The organism is Rhizobium sp. C4, from assembly GCF_021026315.1.
Taxonomy (GTDB): domain Bacteria; phylum Pseudomonadota; class Alphaproteobacteria; order Rhizobiales; family Rhizobiaceae; genus Ensifer_A.
The window spans coordinates 133,545-150,502 of sequence record NZ_JAJNCX010000001.1; the positions used below are offsets into that span (position 1 = coordinate 133,545).

General features: G+C 61.0%; 17 protein-coding genes. 3 read left to right on the forward strand and 14 right to left on the reverse strand.

Annotation, left to right across the window (positions count from 1 at the left end; translation table 11 throughout):
- Positions 1-250: 250 nt before the first annotated feature.
- The 14 genes from lpxB to LQK84_RS00670 all read right to left on the reverse strand — a co-directional run bounded on the left by lpxB (position 251) and on the right by LQK84_RS00670 (position 14,395).
- Positions 251-1,414: a lipid-A-disaccharide synthase gene (gene lpxB / locus LQK84_RS00605; RefSeq protein WP_230826670.1), complete on the reverse strand. Its 1,164-nt coding sequence runs from the start codon at positions 1,412-1,414 to the stop codon at positions 251-253.
- Complete coding sequence (locus LQK84_RS00610; protein WP_230826671.1) at positions 1,411-2,286, reverse strand: LpxI family protein; 876 nt, start codon at positions 2,284-2,286, stop codon at positions 1,411-1,413. The genes lpxB and LQK84_RS00610 overlap by 4 nt, the downstream gene beginning before the upstream one ends.
- 6 nt (positions 2,287-2,292) lie before the next feature.
- Entirely contained in the window at positions 2,293-3,111 is an 819-nt protein-coding gene (lpxA, locus tag LQK84_RS00615; RefSeq protein WP_230826672.1) for an acyl-ACP--UDP-N-acetylglucosamine O-acyltransferase, read from the reverse strand.
- 2 nt (positions 3,112-3,113) lie between these two features.
- Positions 3,114-3,575, reverse strand: a complete 462-nt coding sequence (gene fabZ / locus LQK84_RS00620) for a 3-hydroxyacyl-ACP dehydratase FabZ (RefSeq protein ID WP_230826673.1) — start codon at positions 3,573-3,575, stop codon at positions 3,114-3,116.
- On the reverse strand, positions 3,572-4,630 hold the full coding sequence (lpxD, locus tag LQK84_RS00625) for a UDP-3-O-(3-hydroxymyristoyl)glucosamine N-acyltransferase (protein ID WP_230826674.1): 1,059 nt from the start codon (positions 4,628-4,630) through the stop codon (positions 3,572-3,574). The genes fabZ and lpxD overlap by 4 nt, the downstream gene beginning before the upstream one ends.
- Before the next feature lie 51 nt (positions 4,631-4,681).
- Positions 4,682-6,997 (reverse strand): outer membrane protein assembly factor BamA, encoded by a 2,316-nt coding sequence (gene bamA / locus LQK84_RS00630; RefSeq protein WP_230826675.1) that lies wholly within the window; start codon positions 6,995-6,997, stop codon positions 4,682-4,684.
- A 189-nt stretch (positions 6,998-7,186) separates the two neighbouring features.
- A complete protein-coding gene (gene rseP / locus LQK84_RS00635) occupies positions 7,187-8,320 on the reverse strand; it encodes an RIP metalloprotease RseP (RefSeq protein WP_230826676.1) in 1,134 nt (377 codons plus the stop codon).
- Between the two features lie 48 nt (positions 8,321-8,368).
- A complete protein-coding gene (locus LQK84_RS00640; protein ID WP_230826677.1) occupies positions 8,369-9,202 on the reverse strand; it encodes a phosphatidate cytidylyltransferase in 834 nt (277 codons plus the stop codon).
- Positions 9,199-9,945 carry an isoprenyl transferase gene (locus tag LQK84_RS00645; protein ID WP_230826678.1) on the reverse strand — a complete coding sequence of 249 codons (747 nt, stop codon included), beginning with the start codon at positions 9,943-9,945 and terminating at the stop codon, positions 9,199-9,201. The genes LQK84_RS00640 and LQK84_RS00645 overlap by 4 nt, the downstream gene beginning before the upstream one ends.
- 45 nt (positions 9,946-9,990) lie before the next feature.
- Entirely contained in the window at positions 9,991-10,551 is a 561-nt protein-coding gene (frr, locus tag LQK84_RS00650; protein ID WP_230826679.1) for a ribosome recycling factor, read from the reverse strand.
- A gap of 61 nt (positions 10,552-10,612) precedes the next feature.
- Entirely contained in the window at positions 10,613-11,335 is a 723-nt protein-coding gene (gene pyrH, locus LQK84_RS00655; protein WP_230826680.1) for a UMP kinase, read from the reverse strand.
- A 145-nt stretch (positions 11,336-11,480) separates the two neighbouring features.
- A complete protein-coding gene (gene tsf / locus LQK84_RS00660; protein WP_230826681.1) occupies positions 11,481-12,404 on the reverse strand; it encodes a translation elongation factor Ts in 924 nt (307 codons plus the stop codon).
- 198 nt (positions 12,405-12,602) lie between these two features.
- Positions 12,603-13,373 carry a 30S ribosomal protein S2 gene (rpsB, locus tag LQK84_RS00665; protein WP_230826682.1) on the reverse strand — a complete coding sequence of 257 codons (771 nt, stop codon included), beginning with the start codon at positions 13,371-13,373 and terminating at the stop codon, positions 12,603-12,605.
- 185 nt (positions 13,374-13,558) lie between these two features.
- Positions 13,559-14,395, reverse strand: a complete 837-nt coding sequence (locus LQK84_RS00670) for a cell envelope integrity EipB family protein (protein ID WP_230826683.1) — start codon at positions 14,393-14,395, stop codon at positions 13,559-13,561.
- Positions 14,396-14,578: 183 nt separating this feature from the next.
- Here LQK84_RS00670 and LQK84_RS00675 point away from each other — a divergent pair, with 183 nt between their 5' ends.
- The 3 genes from LQK84_RS00675 to LQK84_RS00685 are packed head-to-tail and all read left to right on the forward strand — an operon-like array spanning position 14,579 to position 16,943.
- Complete coding sequence (locus LQK84_RS00675; protein ID WP_230826684.1) at positions 14,579-15,046, forward strand: RidA family protein; 468 nt, start codon at positions 14,579-14,581, stop codon at positions 15,044-15,046.
- Positions 15,046-15,771, forward strand: a complete 726-nt coding sequence (locus LQK84_RS00680) for a glycerophosphodiester phosphodiesterase (protein WP_230826685.1) — start codon at positions 15,046-15,048, stop codon at positions 15,769-15,771. The genes LQK84_RS00675 and LQK84_RS00680 overlap by 1 nt, the downstream gene beginning before the upstream one ends.
- The gene (locus LQK84_RS00685; protein WP_442966872.1) at positions 15,768-16,943 is read left to right on the forward strand and encodes a GNAT family N-acetyltransferase; all 1,176 of its coding nucleotides are present in this window, start codon (positions 15,768-15,770) and stop codon (positions 16,941-16,943) included. Before LQK84_RS00680 ends, LQK84_RS00685 begins: the two co-directional genes overlap by 4 nt.
- Positions 16,944-16,958: the final 15 nt, after the last annotated feature.

The following is a 16,958-nucleotide window of genomic DNA, read 5'->3' on the forward strand; positions in this document are numbered from 1 at the left end:
ATCATTGATCAGAACCTTTTTTGCTACCTTTCCCGGACCTGCACCAGAAAATTTCAACGTTAGGAACAGGCCTGTTCAATTTTCGTGACGGGGCTCGGTGCGGAGAGAATGAGGCTTGCGGATTGTCATGAAATGGAGCGTCAGGAGGCGGCAAACACTCTGCCGAAGCAACACTTGCGATGGTGCACCTTCGCAGGGAAATGGCGATTCGTTTTGGCCAATGAAAGGTAGAAGCCCGGTTGACCCGCGCTTAGGGACGGCTGGGGCGTCCGACCAGAAGACTGAGAAGCGCCTCTGCAGCGAGCTCGCCGGAGGGTTTTTCCACATTCATGCGCGACCAGACATCCGCATAGCCCGCCAGCATGGCCGCGCGTTGCGGCGTGTCGGTCATCAGCCGATCCACCCAGCGAACGGGAGCACCGGGGCGCAGCAGCTCGTTGATATATTCCGGTATCACGGGATAGTCGGCAATGAGGTTCGGGAGTGCCGCGGTCCAGACCTTGATGCGGCTTGCCAGAAACTTGATGATCGGATCGGTCCGATAGATCGACACGGCAGGAACGCCCGCCATGGCGAGTTCGAGGATGACGGTTCCTGACGCCGCAATCGCCGCATCGGCCTTGGCAAAGGCTTCCCATTTGAATGCATCGCCGGTGGCGCATTCGGGTTGAACGGTCCAGGTGGAAATCTTTTGCCGGATAAAGGCCTCCTGTCTTGCCACGGCGGGCAGAAGGAACCTGGCATCCGGGTGTCGCGCCTTGATCTCGCTGACGGCCTCGCCCATCACATCGGTGAGACGCTTGATCTCCGAGCTGCGCGATCCGGGGAGCAACAGGATCGTGGGAGCAGCCGCCGGCTCGCGGGCCTGGCGTGCTGCACGAACCCGCAGGATATCAGGATCCGCTGCCAGCCTGTGCCCGACATAGATGGTCTTGGGTCCCCCGAGCCGCTGCATGACGACCGGCTCGAACGGCAGGACGGCCAGAACCAGATCGACATAGTCCAGCATCGCCTGCGCGCGATATTCCTTCCACGCCCAGACGCTGGGGCAGACATACTGAATGACCGGCAGATCAGGCAGAGCCTTGCGCACGCGCCTGGCGACACGGTGCGTGAAATCGGGACTGTCGATGATGAGAAGCGCATCCGGACGCGCGGCGATGATTGCCTCCGCCGTCTGGCGGATGCGGCGGATCAGCGAGGGCAGCTTGGCGAGCACATCGGCAATGCCCATCACCGAGAGTTCGGAAAAATCGAACAGGGATTTCAGCCCCTCGCCCTGCAGACGGTCGCCACCGACGCCGATGAGCTCCACGTCGCGGCCCGAGCGCCGGAGCGCTGCAACCAGATCGCCACCGAGAATGTCACCGGAGACTTCGCCAGCAATGACGGCAAGCTTCAGCGTGCGCATCATCGAACCTCCGGTCTGGCGATCTCGACGCCATGAACGAACATGCCGGCTGCATCCGCCGCACGGGCAAGTTCGGTGCGATCGAGTATGAGGGCGCGTCCAGCCTCGCCGACAATGCCGGAAAGGCCTGCAAGCCGGGCATTTTCCAGTGTCACGAGGCCAAGCGCCGGCAGGTCGGCGCGCTCATCCTGCTGCGGCTTGGCGAGCTTGACGAGGACGCCCTTGCGTCGGCGCGAGATCCGGCCGTTGGCACGCATTTCGGCAACACGGGCCAGCATTGCGTCGGTGCCCTCTGGCCCCTCCAGCGCCACCACGCGCCCGCCCACCGCGACCGCCCCCTGCCCGATATCGAGCCGGCCGAGCTGCAGAGCTGCATCGATGGCAACCCGGATATCGTCTTCAGCCTCGGTGTCAGGCCTCAGGGCTCCGACGGGGCCGGCACTCGCCAGCAGGTCCGGCGCGATTTCGTGCGCCCCGATGACCTTGCATCCCAGCGCCTCCAGCAATCCGATGACCATTTCCAGCACGGCGTTGTCGCCACCGCGGCGCAGCGTCTTGAGGACAAAGGGAACCTGCGCCAGGAAGCCGAGCGTCGGGCGGATCTGCCGCCACTCGGGACGCCGCCGCACGGAGCCGGACAAAACGACACGGGAAATCGAATAGCGCTGGAAATGCCGCCGCATCCCGGAGAAATCGCCGACGGAGGCGTGCTCGACATCAAAGCCGCGCCACTCCGGCGCAGGCTCGTCAAGCAACTGGATGATCAGAGGGTTCTCGCCGTTGCGCCGCGCCGCATCCGCCAGGTAATGCGGAAGCAGGCCACCACCGGCGATGATCGCCAACCTGCCGGACGCTGCACCATCGCCGGCCAGCATGGCGTCTCAACCCTTGCGGCGGCGGGCAGGCGTCGACAGCGCACGATCGGCGTCGGCCGCGATGAAATCGAGAATCTCGACGACCTGCGGGCAATCCTCGTATTCGCTGCGGATCGCTGCCGCCTTGTCGCGGACAGAGCCCTCGCCTTCGAAAATGGCCTTGTAGGCGTGACGGACGCGATGGATCACGGCGCGGTCGATGCCCGAACGGCTCATGCCGACGACATTCAGGCCTTCGAGCAGGCCGGGATTGCCATTGAGAATGCCATAGGGGATCACGTCATAGGCGACGGCCGAGAGGCCGCCGATGAAGGCATTGCGTCCGATACGGGTAAACTGGTGGACTGCGGCGCCGCCACCGATGATCGCGTGATCACCAACCATCACATGGCCCGCCAGAAGCACGTTGTTGGACATGATCACATGGTTGCCGACGCGGCAATCATGCGCGACATGCGAATAGGCCAGAAACAGGCAATTGTCGCCGACCACCGTACGTCCGCCGTGCTCCACCGTGCCGGTGTTCATCGTGACACCTTCGCGGATGGTGCAGTTGCGACCGATCTCGAGGGTCGTGTCGACGGCGCTGTGCTTGGCACTCTGGGAATCGCCACCAATCACGGCAGACTGGAAGATGCGCGTGCCTTCACCCACGGTCGTACGGCCAATGACGACGGCATGGCTGACCAGCTCGACATTGTCACCGAGAATGACCTTGGGACCGACATGACAGAAGGGCCCGATGACAACGCCTTCGCCAATCTCGGCGCCTTCGTCGACGACCGACATCGGGTGAACCCGGGCGCTGCCTGCGATCTTGCTCATTATCAGTCCTTGTTATGCAGCATGGCGCCGATGTCAGCCTCGGCCACGAGCTGGCCGTCGACCTTGGCGTCGCAGTGGAACTTCCAGATGTTGCCACGCTGTTTCTGCTTGGTCACATGATACTCGACGCGGTCACCGGGGCGAACCGGCTTGCGGAAGCGCGCGTTGTCGATCGTCATGAAATAGACGAGCTTCGGGCCAGCGCCCTGCATGCGGGCGCAGATGGCGCCAGCAGTCTGCGCCATGCCTTCGACGAGCAATACGCCCGGCATGATCGGCTCACCGGGGAAGTGCCCCATGAACTGCGGCTCGTTCACCGTCACGTTCTTGATGCCGATCGCGGAATTGTCGCCGTCGATCTCGATGATCTTGTCGACAAGAAGAAAAGGATAGCGATGCGGAAGCAGAGCCATGAGCTCCTGAATTTCCGCCGTTGCCAATTGCGATTTCACGTCTTCGCTCATGCGCTCTCTCCGCCTTTTGCCTTTCGCCCGCCGGACCTCGCCGCGCGCTCGGCGATTTCGCGGAAAAACTCCTTGATGGGACGCGCTGGCTGACCAGCCACCTTTTCGCCGGGCGGCACGTCGCTCATGACGCCGCTGAGTGCTGCAATCTGCGCACCATCGCCGATCGTGATGTGTCCGTTGATGCCAGCCGCACCACCGATCTGCACGCCGTTGCCAATCTTGGCGCTTCCGGCGATGCCAACCTTGCTGACCAGCGCGCAGTGGCGACCGATGCGGACGTTATGTCCGATCTGCACCTGATTGTCGATCTTGGTCCCTTCACCAATGACGGTGTCGTCCATGGTGCCGCGATCGATCGTCGTCTCGGCGCCGATTTCGACGTGGTCCTGGATGATGACGCGGCCGATCTGGACGATCTTGATCATGCCGGTCGGACCCGGCGCATAGCCGAAGCCATCCTGGCCGATGCGGGCACCGTTGTGGATGATGACGTTGTTGCCGATGAGCGCGCACAGAATGCTGGCGCCGCCTGCAATCGTGCAGTCGCGACCGATCTTCACGCCATTGCCAATCAGCGCGCCAGGACCGATGCGGGTCCCGGAGCCAATGGCAACATGTGCACCGACGACCGCATGAGGCTCGACGGTGACGCCCGGCTCGAGACTGGCGGTCGGATGAACGACGGCGAGCGGCGACACGCCCTCGCCCTGCGCAATCGTCTCGGGACGAACGGCAGACGGGTGCAGGATCTGGCCGGCGAGCGCGAAGGCCGCATGCGCGTTCTTCGCCACCAGTGCCGGAACATGATCGGGCACCAGCGAGACAAGCGCTTCGTCACAGATGATCGCGGAGGCCTTGCAGGTCTCCAGCTCACTCTTGTTCTTGCGTGAAAGCATGTAGCAAATGTCGCCGTCGACCGCGCGGTATACCGGCGCGACCGATCGGATCAGCACATCTGCGTGTTCAGGCTTGTTAAGCGAAGCGCCAAGGCGCTCCGCAAGCTTCCCCAGCGCCACACCTTCGTGACGCGGGAAAAACATATCTCTTTCCATAGGCCAAGCCCCAGAACGGATAACCGTGTTTCGTGTTCCGGACAGGCTTTATCAGAAATTCGTCTGGATGCCGAACTTGATTCTTTCGACCTGGTCGAAAGACTGCTTCTTGACCGGGAAAGCGTAGTCCACGCGCAGCGGACCGAACGGCGAAGCCCAGATCACGCTGGCACCGACGGATGCACGCCAGGACTGGCTGATGCCGACAGCCGACTGGCCACCAAGATCGACCGAGTTGCCGAACAGCGTCGCCGCATCGGCGAAGACCGCACCGCGCAGACCGTAGTCTTCCGGAATGCCCGGCATCGGGAACGTCGCTTCAGCCGAAGCCGTGAAGTAGTTCAGGCCGCCCAGAACGTCGCCGTTTGCCATGCGCGGACCGATACCGGTCGACGAGAAGCCACGGATTTCGTTGGAGCCGATCTTGAACTGGTCGAATACCAGCGCGCCGCCCTTGAGCGAGCGCATGACACCGCCACCCACGCTCAACGAACCGATGATGTCGGCTTCGTCGGACAGCGTGTGGTAATAGCGAACCTTGCCGCTCAGCTTGTAGTAACGCGAGTCACCGCCGAGGCCTGCAACTTCCTGCGTGATGTTGCCGACGAAGCCTTCATGCGGAGCCTTCTGGTCATCCAGGGAGTTGTAGGACAGCGTGGTGGCGATCGACGAACGATACCACGGGCTGTTGGCAACAACATTCTGGTACGGAGCGGAAAGCGCTGCCGTGTTGCTGCTCTTGTAGTTGATCTTCGCGAAAGCGTAAGTCGCCGAAGCGGTCAGCTCATCGGTGATCGGTGCCGACATGCGAAGGTTGAAGCCTTCGGTGTCGAACGTGTAGTTCGACTGGCTCGAGTCCGTCGTCTTGTAGATGTCGAAGCCGGCTGCGAGACGGTAGCCGAGGAAATAAGGCTCCGTGAACGACAGCGAGTAGTTGCGGGTCTTGAGACCGCCGCTGGCAGCAACGCGGATGTACTGACCGCGACCGAGGAAGTTCTTGTCTTCGATCGAAGCTTCGAGAACGAAGCCTTCGCCGCCAGTCACGTAACCTGCGCCGATACCGAACGAAGCGGACGGCTGATCCTGCACGTCAACGATGATGACAACACGGTCAGGCGAGCTGCCCGGAGCGGTCGAGATGTTGACGGCGGAGAAGTAGCCGAGCTTTTCGAGACGGCGCTTGGCTTCCAGGATGGCTTCCTGGTTGAACGCATCGCCTTCGGCCAGATCGAATTCGCGACGGATAACGTAGTCGCGCGTGATCGTGTTGCCGCGGATTTCGATGCGCTCGACATAGGCGCGCTCGCCCTGATCAACCAGGTAATCCACAGAAATCGTGTTGCTGCCAACTTCGCGGTTGCCGCGCGGGGTGACGCGGGCAAACGGATAACCGGCAGAGGCAACACGCTTGGAAATGGCGGAAACCGACTTTTCGATATCGCGCGCCTTGTAGGTGTCGCCCGAACGGCTGACAACCAGCGACTTCAGATCGTCACCATTGACGCCCGGAACCGTCGACTGAACGTTGACGTTACCGATCTTGTACTGCTCGCCTTCATCAACCGTGAGGGTGATCGTGTACTCGTTCGTCTGCTCGTTGAGCTGGACGTCGTCCGAAACGATACGGAAGTCGGCATAGCCGTGGTTATAGTAGAACTGACGCAGCGCGTCTTCGTCCGCCTTCATCTTGGCCGGATCATAGATGTCCTGACGCGTGATGAAGGACAGGATGCCCGATTCCTTCGTGGCGAGAACGCTGTGCAGGCGGGTATCGCCAAACGCGCGGTTGCCGACGAAGTTGATGTGGGAAATCTTCGTGCGCTCGCCTTCATTGATGTCGAAGGCAAGGTTCACGCGGCCACTGCCGACATTGTATGTCTGGGTCGTGACCGTGACGTCCGAGCGACCGATCGCGGCATAGGCCTTCTTGATGGCTGCGATATCGCTATCGATCATCGCCTGGCTGTACGGCCCGAGCGGACGCGACTGCACGGCCGCAGCCAGCTTCTCGTCCTTGAGCTTCTTGTTGCCGTTGAACACGACGGCGTTGAGGAGCTGGTTCTCGTTCACGCTGACAACAAGCGTCCCACCGGACACGTTGATGCGGACATCCGAGAAGAAGCCGGTCGAATAAAGACGCTTAACGGACGCGTCGATATCGGACGGGCTGAAATCCTTGCCAGGCTGGATCGTCAAATTGTCTTTGACTGTCTGTGCACCGACGCGGTTTGCCCCACGAACCTCGACACGGCGGATGACCGCTGCAGCTGCATCATCGGGCAGAGATACTATGACGCCCGCACCCGCAACGCCGGCAGACAACGCAACTGCCGATACAGCGTTCAAAAATCTTGAACCAGCCTTCATTTCAAACTTTACCTTTTTTACCTTGGCCGTAGACAGCCCAAAGAACGACTCCGGTCATGCTTGCCGTTTTAACGGCTTTTGCCATACAAGCAAGGCCGGAGGTTAAATTCTGTTTACTTCAATTCAAAGCGTGGCTCAATCGACACGCCTCGCTTCAAACAGGGTAAACAAACCATTTCCAAAACAAAATCAGCTGACAAGCCGGGCGATGTCATTCCAGGTGGCGAACACCATGAGAGACAGAACCATAGCAAGACCGATCCGGAACGCAATCTCTTGCGCGGCGGGTCCCACCGGCCGTCCCCTCACGGCTTCGATTGCATAGAACAGAAGATGGCCGCCATCAAGCACCGGAACCGGCATCAGGTTCAAAAGTCCGATTGAAACGGAAAGCACCGCTGCAAGCTGGAGGAGAGCCGCAATTCCGAGGGACGCCATTTCACCCGAAGCCTGCGCGATACGGATCGGCCCACCGAGCTGATCAGCCTTCATCCGTCCGGCAATCATGTTGGAAATGTAGTCATACGTTCCCGTCACGACATGCCAGCTCTGCAGGGCGCCCTCGCCCACGGCCTGGATCGGGTTCAACGTCTCGACTCGGAAGTTGCCGGACTGCGCATTGCTCATGATGCCGATGATGCCGACTTCGATCTTGTTGCCGAAATTGTCGGGAATTTCGGTGGAAACCGGCGTGACGAACAGATCGATGGTCTGACCCGCACGCTCGACCTTGGCGTCGATGCGGATGCCCGGGCGCATGCTGACATAGCGCTGCAGGTCGGTGAAGGTCGCAACCGCGTTGCCGTCGACCGAGACGATACGGTCGCCAGGCTTGAAGCCGGCCTGTTCGGCGGCGCTGCCGGCCTTTACTTCCGAAACGACGGGGTCACTGACCGGCTTGCCGTAGATCGAGAAGATCACCGCGAAGATGGCGATGGCGAGGATGAAGTTGGCAATCGGGCCGGCGGCCACGGTGACCGCACGTTTCCACAGCTTTGCACCGGTGAAGGTCTGCGCGCGCTCGGCGTCGCTCAGCTTTTCCAGCGTTTCGAAATCGGGACGGCTGGAGGCATCGTCATCGCCGTAGAACCGGACATAGCCGCCGAGCGGGATGATCGAGATTTTCCAGCGCGTGCCGTGGCTGTCGGTCCAGCCGACCAGTTCCGGGCCGAAGCCGATCGAAAAGGCCAGGATCCGGATGCCGGACCAGCGTCCGGCCAGATAGTGCCCCATCTCGTGCACGAAAACGAGCAACGAGAGAACGAGGATGAACGGCACGATGTAGCCGCCCATGAATCCGGCCACTGTTTCAACCGCGTGCATCGGAAATCCTCCAGGTCGAAAAGCCCGCCTGATCGCGGCTTCCGGACATCATTGCGAAACTGCGCCCAATATAAAGGTTCCCACACCGTGATTCCAAGATGAGAGAAGCATTTTGAGGATGAAGGCGCAGGAACAGGCGAAAACGAGGCCGTCTATGCGATCCATCACGCCGCCATGGCCGGGGATCAGATGGCTCGAATCCTTGACCTTGTAGCGGCGCTTCATGAACGATTCGAAGAGATCGCCGATCTGGCTGAAGACCGACAGGACAAGCGCGAGCCCGACGATCCAGAGCGAAACATGCTTCATGTAGGACAGCACGACCAGCGAACCGCAGATCATGGCCGCGACCGCACCGCCGATGGCGCCAGACCAGGTCTTGCCCGGCGAAATGGACGGCGCCAGTTTCTTGCCGCCGATCGCGCGTCCGGTGAAGTAGGCCGCGATGTCCGTTCCCCAGACAACGGCAAAGATGAAGATCATGGCGATGAAGCCGGTGAAGTCGTCGCCACGGATTTCGGCCAGCGATACGCCGGTCAGGCCCGCATAGACGATACCGGCCGGGTTCCAGCGATTCTTCGCGCGGATCAGAGCGTAGACGAAAAGCAGCGCAACACCGCCCCAGATATATTCGTTCCAGGCCTCGGTGCCCAGCTCGACAAGCACGTCGAAGCCGACCAGCGCGATCGCGCCCCACCCGACCCAGTAAGCCTCCGGGTCAAGGCGCTGCGCATCGGTGATCTTCGTCCATTCGTAATAGACCAGAAGCGCAATGACGACGGCCAGAACCGCAAAATAGACGCCACCCATCCAGGTCGCGGCCAGAACGATGATGGCGAGAACGATGGCAGAGAGGATCCGGAGCCGCAGTTCCTCGCTCATGGTGAGCCGACGGCTTTCTCCGCACTCTCCACACCGCCGAAGCGGCGATCGCGAGCGGCAAAGGTCTCAAGGGCCCTGCGGAAGACGCTTCTGTCGAAATCCGGCCAGAGCTCCGGCACGAAGACGAGCTCGCTATAGGCGGCCTGCCAGAGCAGGAAGTTCGACAGCCGTTCTTCGCCGCTGGTACGGATGATCACATCGGGATCCGGCATATCGGCGGTATCGAGCCGGTCGTTGAGCATCTCTGCCGAAATATCCTCGGGATCGATCTTTCCGGCAGCGACGTCCTGTGCAATCCGCCGGCAGGCGCGCGCAATCTCGTCACGGGCGCCGTAGTTGAAGGCGATGACGAGAACCAGGCCCTTGTTGGCCTTCGTCGTTTCCTCGGCCTCGAGCAGCAACTGCAGGATATCGCCTGACAGGCGCTCGCGCTCGCCAATGACACGAATCCGTACATCGGCGGCATGAAGCTCTGCCAGATCGCGCTTGATGAAGAGCTTGAGCAGCCCCATCAGGTCGCTCACCTCATCGGCAGGCCTGCGCCAGTTTTCCGACGAGAAGGCATAGAGCGTGAGGTAGGAAATGCCGAAATGGCGGGCGGACTTCACCGCCTCGCGCACGGCTTCCACACCCTTGCGGTGACCGAAACCGCGAGGCATGCCTCTTGCCTTGGCCCAACGGCCGTTGCCATCCATGATGATGGCGACATGCCTGGGAACCCCTGCCTGCCCCGCGTTATCCATCGCCCCGTCCAAATTCGAGCGCCCCCAAAAGCCCAAGGAAAAACCTCAGACCTGCATGATTTCCTTTTCCTTATCGACCAGAGCCTTGTCGATCTCGACGATCGTGTCATCGGTCATCTTCTGGATCTTTTCGGAAAGGACACGGCTTTCATCCTGGCCGATATCGCCATCCTTTTCAGCCTTCTTCAAGGCATCCATGCCGTCGCGGCGCACATGACGCGCGGCAACCTTGCCCTTTTCAGCATATTCATGCGCGAGCTTGACCAGCGACTTGCGGCGCTCTTCGTTGAGCTCCGGCAGCGGAATGCGCAGGTTCTGGCCGTCGACGATCGGATTGAGGCCCAGATTGGACTCGCGGATGCCGCGATCGACCGCGCTGACCATCTGCTTGTCCCAGATCGATACGCCCAGCATGCGCGGCTCGGGAACCGTAATGTTGGCAACCTGGTTCAGCGGCACGCGCGAACCATAGGCTTCCACCATCACCGTATCGAGGAGGTTTGCGGACGCGCGTCCGGTTCTCAGCGATGCAATATCGCTCTTGAACGCCGTTACGGCGCCATCCATCCTGCGCTTGATATCGTTGAGATCGGCACCACCTGCCATGGTCTTTACTCCATTATTCATGTGACACGAGGGCTCGACACAGAATCGAGCCGTGTCTCCGTCAGTTGTCCGTTACGATGGTCCCGCGGCCGCCGCCGGTCAAGATTGCCGGGAAGCCACCGCGCTCGTGGATCGAGAAAACGACGATCGGGATCGAGTTTTCCCGCGCCAGTGCAACAGCCGCGACGTCCATGACAGCAAGTCCCCTATCGAGGACTTCCTTATGCGTCAATCGGTCGAAGCGGGTCGCATCGGGAACCTTTTTGGGATCGGCGGAATAGATGCCGTCGACCTGGGTTCCCTTGAAAAGGGCCTGCGCACCGATTTCAGCGGCGCGGAGCGCTGCTGCGGAATCGGTGGTGAAATAGGGGTTGCCCGTGCCGCCGGCGAAGATCACGACGCGGCCGAGCGAGAGATGATAGATGGCAGCACGCTGCGAGAAGCTTTCGCAAATCTCGGGCATGGCAATGGCCGACAGAACGACCGTGTCGATGTCGAGCTTGCGCAGCGAAGTCGCCAGCGCCAGCGAATTGATCACCGTGCTCAGCATGCCCATATGGTCGCCGGTCACGCGGTCTCCGCCCTTGGAGGCAACCGCCACGCCGCGGAAGATGTTGCCGCCGCCGACGACGACGCCCACTTCGACTCCCATCTTGCGCGCATCGGCGATATCCGCCGCAATCCGGTCCGCGACAGCAACGTCGATCCCGAAGCCCTGATCACCCATCAGAGCTTCGCCAGAGGCCTTGAGGAGAACGCGCTTGTAGAGGGGTGAGGACGACATGAACGCTCCGTGATTGAATAGATGCCGCAGGGGCGGCTGGTATCGGCGCGGCGAGGCCGCAGCCATAGATATGACCTATCGCCGCATACACGAAGGGCACCGCGTTGTCACGCGATGCCCCTCAGTTTTCCTTAATGGAATTCGATCAGCCCTTGGCGACGGCAGCCACTTCGGCTGCAAAGTCGGAGGCTTCCTTCTCGATGCCTTCGCCGAGCAGAAGACGAGCCATGCCGACGACTTCGATCGCGGCGCCAGCTTCCTTTTCGGCTTCCTTGACAGCAGCACCGACCGTCAGGTCGGGGTTCACGACGAATGCCTGCGAGAGAAGTGCAACTTCTTCGAAGAACTTGCGCATGCGGCCGTCAACCATCTTTTCGATGATCGAGTCCGGCTTGCCGGAAGCGCGTGCCTGTTCGATGAAGATCGCGCGTTCGCGGTCGGCAGCAGCCTGGTCGACTTCTTCGGCGCGGATGGCGAGCGGGTTCGTTGCAGCAATGTGCATGGCAACCTGACGGCCGATCGAGGTCAGGACGGCCTTATCGCCAACCGACTTCAGAGCGACGAGAACGCCGAGCTTGCCGATGCCGTCGCCGGCAGCGTTGTGGATGTAGGTCGCGACAACGCCGTGCTCGACTTCGAGGGCGGCCGAACGACGGAGCGCCATGTTTTCGCCGATCGTGGCGATTGCGTCCTTGATCGAGTCGGTGACGGACTTGCCGGTTGCCGGGTAGGTCGCGGCGCCAACAGCTTCAACAGTGCCGTCGGTGGAGAGAGCAACCTGGGCAATGCCGCGGACGAGGTCCTGGAATGCGTCGTTGCGGGCAACGAAGTCGGTTTCGGAGTTGACTTCGACGACAACAGCCTTGTGGCCGGCGGAAGCGATCGCGATGAGGCCTTCGGCAGCCGTGCGGCCCGACTTCTTGTCGGCCTTGGCAATGCCCTTGGCGCGCAGCCAGTCGATCGCGGCTTCCATGTCGCCAGCGGTTTCGGCAAGTGCCTTCTTGCAGTCCATCATGCCTGCGCCGCTCTTTTCGCGCAGTTCCTTGACCATTGCAGCGGTAATTTCCATGTCTCGCCTCTTTTATTTCGAGCGGTGCGGAATCGCGCACCATTTCATTTTGGGCCTAACTCGCCCGCGAATTGTTACAGGGTGATGAAGAACCGCATCGTGATAAAACGAAAGCCGCCAGACATGTGCTGCTGGCGGCCCCGGACTTCAAAAGCCCTGTCGGGCGCGGGGCAGGCCCGCGCCGTCAATATAGGCCTATCAGGCTTCGCCTTCTGCCTCTGCAAGAGCCGGCTCGATCATGGCTTCAGCCGAAGCGCCGAGGTCGCGGCCCGATGCGCCCTGCTGACGTGCAATGCCGTCGATGGCAGCGCGTGCGATCAGGTCGCAGTAAAGAGCGATGGCGCGCGAAGCGTCGTCGTTACCGGGGATCGGGTAGTCGATCGCGTCCGGATCGCAGTTCGAGTCGATGATCGCAACAACCGGGATGCCAAGACGCTTTGCTTCGTCGATGGCGATCTTTTCCTTGTTGGTGTCGATGATGAACATCAGGTCCGGGGTGCCGCCCATGTCGCGGATACCGCCGAGAGCCTTGTCAAGCTTTTCGCGTTCGCGCTCAAGGTTCAGGCGCTCCTTCTTCGAGTAACCCTGGGCTTCGCCATTCAGGATTTCGTCGAGCTTGCGCAGACGCTGGATCGAGTTGGAGATCGTCTTCCAGTTCGTCATCATGCCGCCGAGCCAGCGGGAGTTGACGTAGTACTGAGCCGAACGCTTGGCAGCGTCAGCGATGATTTCCGACGCCTGGCGCTTGGTGCCGACGAAGAGAACGCGGCCGCCGCCGGCTACCGTGTCGCTGACAGCCTTGAGGGCCGTGTGCAGCATCGGGACGGTCTGGCCGAGGTCGATGATGTGAACGTTGTTGCGGTCGCCGAAGATATACGGCTTCATCTTCGGGTTCCAGCGGTGGGTCTGGTGGCCGAAGTGTACGCCAGCTTCAAGCAGCTGACGCATGGAAAAATCAGGCAATGCCATGCTTATCGTGTCCTTTTCCGGTTGAACCTCCGTGGGACAACGACGCTTTCGCGCCACCGGCGGAACATCCGGATTTCTCCCGGAAAGTCCCTAGCCCCACGTGTGGAATGGGCGGCCTTTATAATGGAGTCGCGTAAAACACAAGCCCCCGAGCCGATTTAAGGCCAATTTTCAGGCTGGAAGCGTTACTTGCAGCCCGGATCGCTCTTCAAAAGATCCAGTTCGGTGAGTTTGCCGGAAAGGACGAAGTCGCCATAGTCCATGACCATGTCGCGCGTCACGCCATTTCCATAGAGCTTGAAGGAGACGCGATAGGTCGGCAGCACGTCCTTGCCCGTCTTGTCGTCGAAATAGGCCACCGTCACCGGCCAATAGGCCTCGCTGGCCAGCACGCCCGGGTTCTCCCCGTCCATATCCGGCTTGGCGGCATCAGGCTTCACCAGATCGCCGACGACGGTCGTCGTGTAGAGGGACTTGTCGCCCGTGTCGGAGCCGTCGAAGACGCGGGTTTCGAAGAAGTGCACGCCGGCCCGGGCCTTTTCGATCACCTCGATCATCTGCTCGGTCGGGAAGCTGCTCTTGGCAAGCTCCAGCTTGCGGCGCTCGGGCTGGTTGAGGCTGACCTGAAGCCCGGATTTACCGGCCTGCGCTTCGCCGCGCACATTCTGGCTCAGCTTGTCGTCGGAATAGGACTTCGTCTCGAACTGGAACTGGCCCTTCGGCAGATCCTCGAAGGTCATCGTCTGCTGGTCCGTCAGGCGCTTTTCGCCACCCATGTCGACGGCGGTGACGAAGCGGAACTTGACGTTGAAGCCCTTGCAGGCCGAGCCTGTGAACTCATAGACCATGCGGCCATACATGTCGTCGATGCCGGAATTTTCCGACGAGTGTTTCAAGACGAGATCATAAATCGCCCGATGCGCGACAAGCCCGTCGGCGGCTCCAGCGGTGGCAGGCAGCGGGCCTAAAGCCGCGATCGCCGCACTCGCGCAAAAAGCCTTTGCAAGGTGTCGCCGAAACATTCTATTCCTCCGGGCCAGAGCCGCATGATTTTCCCGATGCTATAATGAGTGGCCTTTAAAAAGGCGAGCGTCAAATTACCTTCATGATGAAGACCGAGCGTTGGAATCAGGCAATGGTGATTGCCGGGACACAGGATAGACTGATTGCCGGCGCAAAGGCGATCGGCAAGATTGGAGTGACATATGACTGACGAAATTTCCAAGCGACTCGAAACACTGGGGATCACCCTCCCCGTCGCTGCCGCGCCGGCTGCGAACTATGTGCCTTACGTCATTTCCGGCAACACGCTCTATCTTTCCGGCCAGCTTCCCATCGAGGGCGGCAAGGTCGCCGTGACCGGCATCGTTGGCAAGGATGTCGAGCTCGATGCCGCCAGGCGCGCGGCTGAACTCTGCGCCATCAATATTCTCGCCCAGGCCTCGGCTGCGCTCGGTGGCGATCTTGGACGCATCAAGCGGCTGATCAAGATCAACGGCTTCGTCGCCTCCGCGCCTGATTTCACCAATCAGCATCTCGTCATCAATGGCGCCTCCGACCTGCTGGTCAACGTGCTCGGCGAAGCCGGAAAGCATGCCCGCGCTGCCGTCGGCATGGCCTGCCTGCCGCTGAATGCCTCCGTCGAGATCGACGCCATTCTGGAAATCGCGTGATGTCTGACTTTGCCTGGCTGACCGAACGCCCGATCGCGCATCGCGGCTTTCACGACATGAACAAGACCGTCTGGGAAAACACGCTCTCGGCCTTCTCCCGCGCCGTGGACGCCGGTTTTGCGATAGAATGTGATCTGCAATATGCTGCCGATGGCGTGCCGGTCGTCTTTCATGACGACGAACTGCAGCGGCTCTGCAATATTCCAGGCGATGTGCGCTCGAAGAGCTCGTCCGAGCTTGCGTTGCTCTCGATCGGCGGCACGAAGGATCGCGTGCCGCGGCTCAGGGACATGCTGAACCTCGTCAAGGGCAAGGTTCCGCTGGTCATCGAACTCAAGGGCCGTGCAGGCGATGACGACGGCTTCGTCGAATCGGTTCTGGACGTGCTGGAAGGCTATCAGGGCCAGGTCGCTCTGATGAGTTTCGACCATTGGCTGTTGCGGGAACTCAAGGAAATCGGCGTGCCCTACCCCGTTGGCCTCACCGCCTATGGCGACAAGCCGGAGATCTGGGATCGGCAGGCGAAGGAGATGGAAATCGGTCTCGACTTCACCTCCTATCATTACGCCCATCTGCCCAATCCGTTCACGGACGGTCTGCGTAAGAAGGGTATTCCCGTCATCACCTGGACGGTGCGTGACGAGGCTGCGATCAAGCAGACCTTCGACAATGCCGACCAGATGACCTTCGAGGGTTTCGACCCGCGCGAGACAAAAGCCGCCTGATGCCCAAGCCCGCCATTCGCATCATCGAGAAGATTTCCTCCGTCCCGAAGGCGGAGTGGGATAGGCTCGACGGTGCCGCGCGTGGCGGGCGTATCCCCTACAATCCCTTCGTTTCGCATCCCTATCTCTCGGCGCTGGAAGATTCCGGCTCGGCGGTCTCCCGCGCCGGATGGCAGCCCCGGCATATCGGGCTTCCCGGTGATGACGGACAGCTCGCCGCAGTACTCCCCTGTTACGGCAAGTCGCACAGCCAGGGCGAATATGTCTTCGACCATGCCTGGGCGGATGCCTTCGAGCGGGCCGGCGGGCGCTATTATCCGAAATTCCAGTGCACGGTTCCCTTCACGCCGGCCAGCGGCCCTCGCCTACTGGTGGCGGATGGCCGGACCGACCTGAAGGCCACGCTTGCGCAGGCGCTGCGCGAGGAAACGGACCGGCTGGGACTATCCTCGGCCCATGTCACCTTTCTTCAGGAAGACGATCTCGCGGTGCTGGAAGCGGATGGTTATCTGCATCGCACCGACCAGCAGTTTCACTTTATCAACAAGGGCTATGGGAGCCACGACGATTTCCTCGCCGAACTCTCCTCCTCCAAGCGCAAGAACCTGCGCAAGGAGCGGCGCTCGGCCCTTGAGAACGGCCTCAGCATAGACTGGCTGACCGGCAGCGATCTCACGGAAGATATCTGGGACCAGTTCTTCGCCTTCTACATGGATACCGGCAGCCGCAAATGGGGCCGACCATATCTGACCCGCGAATTCTATTCGCTGATCGGCGAGCGGATGGCGGAGGATATCCTGCTCGTCATGGCGAAGCGCGACGGGCGCTATGTCGCCGGCGCGATCAATTTCATCGGCGAGGATGCGTTTTACGGCCGGCATTGGGGCTGTATCGAGGATCATCCCTTCCTGCATTTCGAGGTCTGCTATCATCAGGCGATCGACTTCGCGCTGGCCCACAAGCTCGACCGGGTCGAGGCGGGCGCGCAAGGGGAGCACAAGCTGGCGCGCGGCTATCTGCCGGTGACGACCCATTCGGCGCATTACATCGCCCATCCGGGCCTGCGCAACGCGGTTGCCGACTATCTGGAGCGCGAGCGCGAGGCCATCACCGAAACCGGCGAATATCTTTCCGAACACAGCCCTTTCCGGAAGGGCGAAGAGCAGCCGTGACGGCACAAGACGACA

Coding starts and splice junctions, on each gene's coding strand:
- lpxA (WP_230826672.1), bottom strand. CDS start 3,111: ATGAGCAAGATCGCAGGCAGCGCCCGGGTTCACCCGATGTCGGTCGTC.
- lpxD (WP_230826674.1), bottom strand. CDS start 4,630: ATGGAAAGAGATATGTTTTTCCCGCGTCACGAAGGTGTGGCGCTGGGG.
- LQK84_RS00675 (WP_230826684.1), top strand. CDS start 14,579: ATGACTGACGAAATTTCCAAGCGACTCGAAACACTGGGGATCACCCTC.
- lpxB (WP_230826670.1), bottom strand. CDS start 1,414: ATGATGCGCACGCTGAAGCTTGCCGTCATTGCTGGCGAAGTCTCCGGT.
- LQK84_RS00645 (WP_230826678.1), bottom strand. CDS start 9,945: ATGGATAACGCGGGGCAGGCAGGGGTTCCCAGGCATGTCGCCATCATC.
- rseP (WP_230826676.1), bottom strand. CDS start 8,320: ATGCACGCGGTTGAAACAGTGGCCGGATTCATGGGCGGCTACATCGTG.
- LQK84_RS00680 (WP_230826685.1), top strand. CDS start 15,046: ATGTCTGACTTTGCCTGGCTGACCGAACGCCCGATCGCGCATCGCGGC.
- tsf (WP_230826681.1), bottom strand. CDS start 12,404: ATGGAAATTACCGCTGCAATGGTCAAGGAACTGCGCGAAAAGAGCGGC.
- LQK84_RS00640 (WP_230826677.1), bottom strand. CDS start 9,202: ATGAGCGAGGAACTGCGGCTCCGGATCCTCTCTGCCATCGTTCTCGCC.
- bamA (WP_230826675.1), bottom strand. CDS start 6,997: ATGAAGGCTGGTTCAAGATTTTTGAACGCTGTATCGGCAGTTGCGTTG.
- fabZ (WP_230826673.1), bottom strand. CDS start 3,575: ATGAGCGAAGACGTGAAATCGCAATTGGCAACGGCGGAAATTCAGGAG.
- pyrH (WP_230826680.1), bottom strand. CDS start 11,335: ATGTCGTCCTCACCCCTCTACAAGCGCGTTCTCCTCAAGGCCTCTGGC.
- LQK84_RS00670 (WP_230826683.1), bottom strand. CDS start 14,395: ATGTTTCGGCGACACCTTGCAAAGGCTTTTTGCGCGAGTGCGGCGATC.
- frr (WP_230826679.1), bottom strand. CDS start 10,551: ATGGCAGGTGGTGCCGATCTCAACGATATCAAGCGCAGGATGGATGGC.
- LQK84_RS00610 (WP_230826671.1), bottom strand. CDS start 2,286: ATGCTGGCCGGCGATGGTGCAGCGTCCGGCAGGTTGGCGATCATCGCC.
- rpsB (WP_230826682.1), bottom strand. CDS start 13,373: ATGGCATTGCCTGATTTTTCCATGCGTCAGCTGCTTGAAGCTGGCGTA.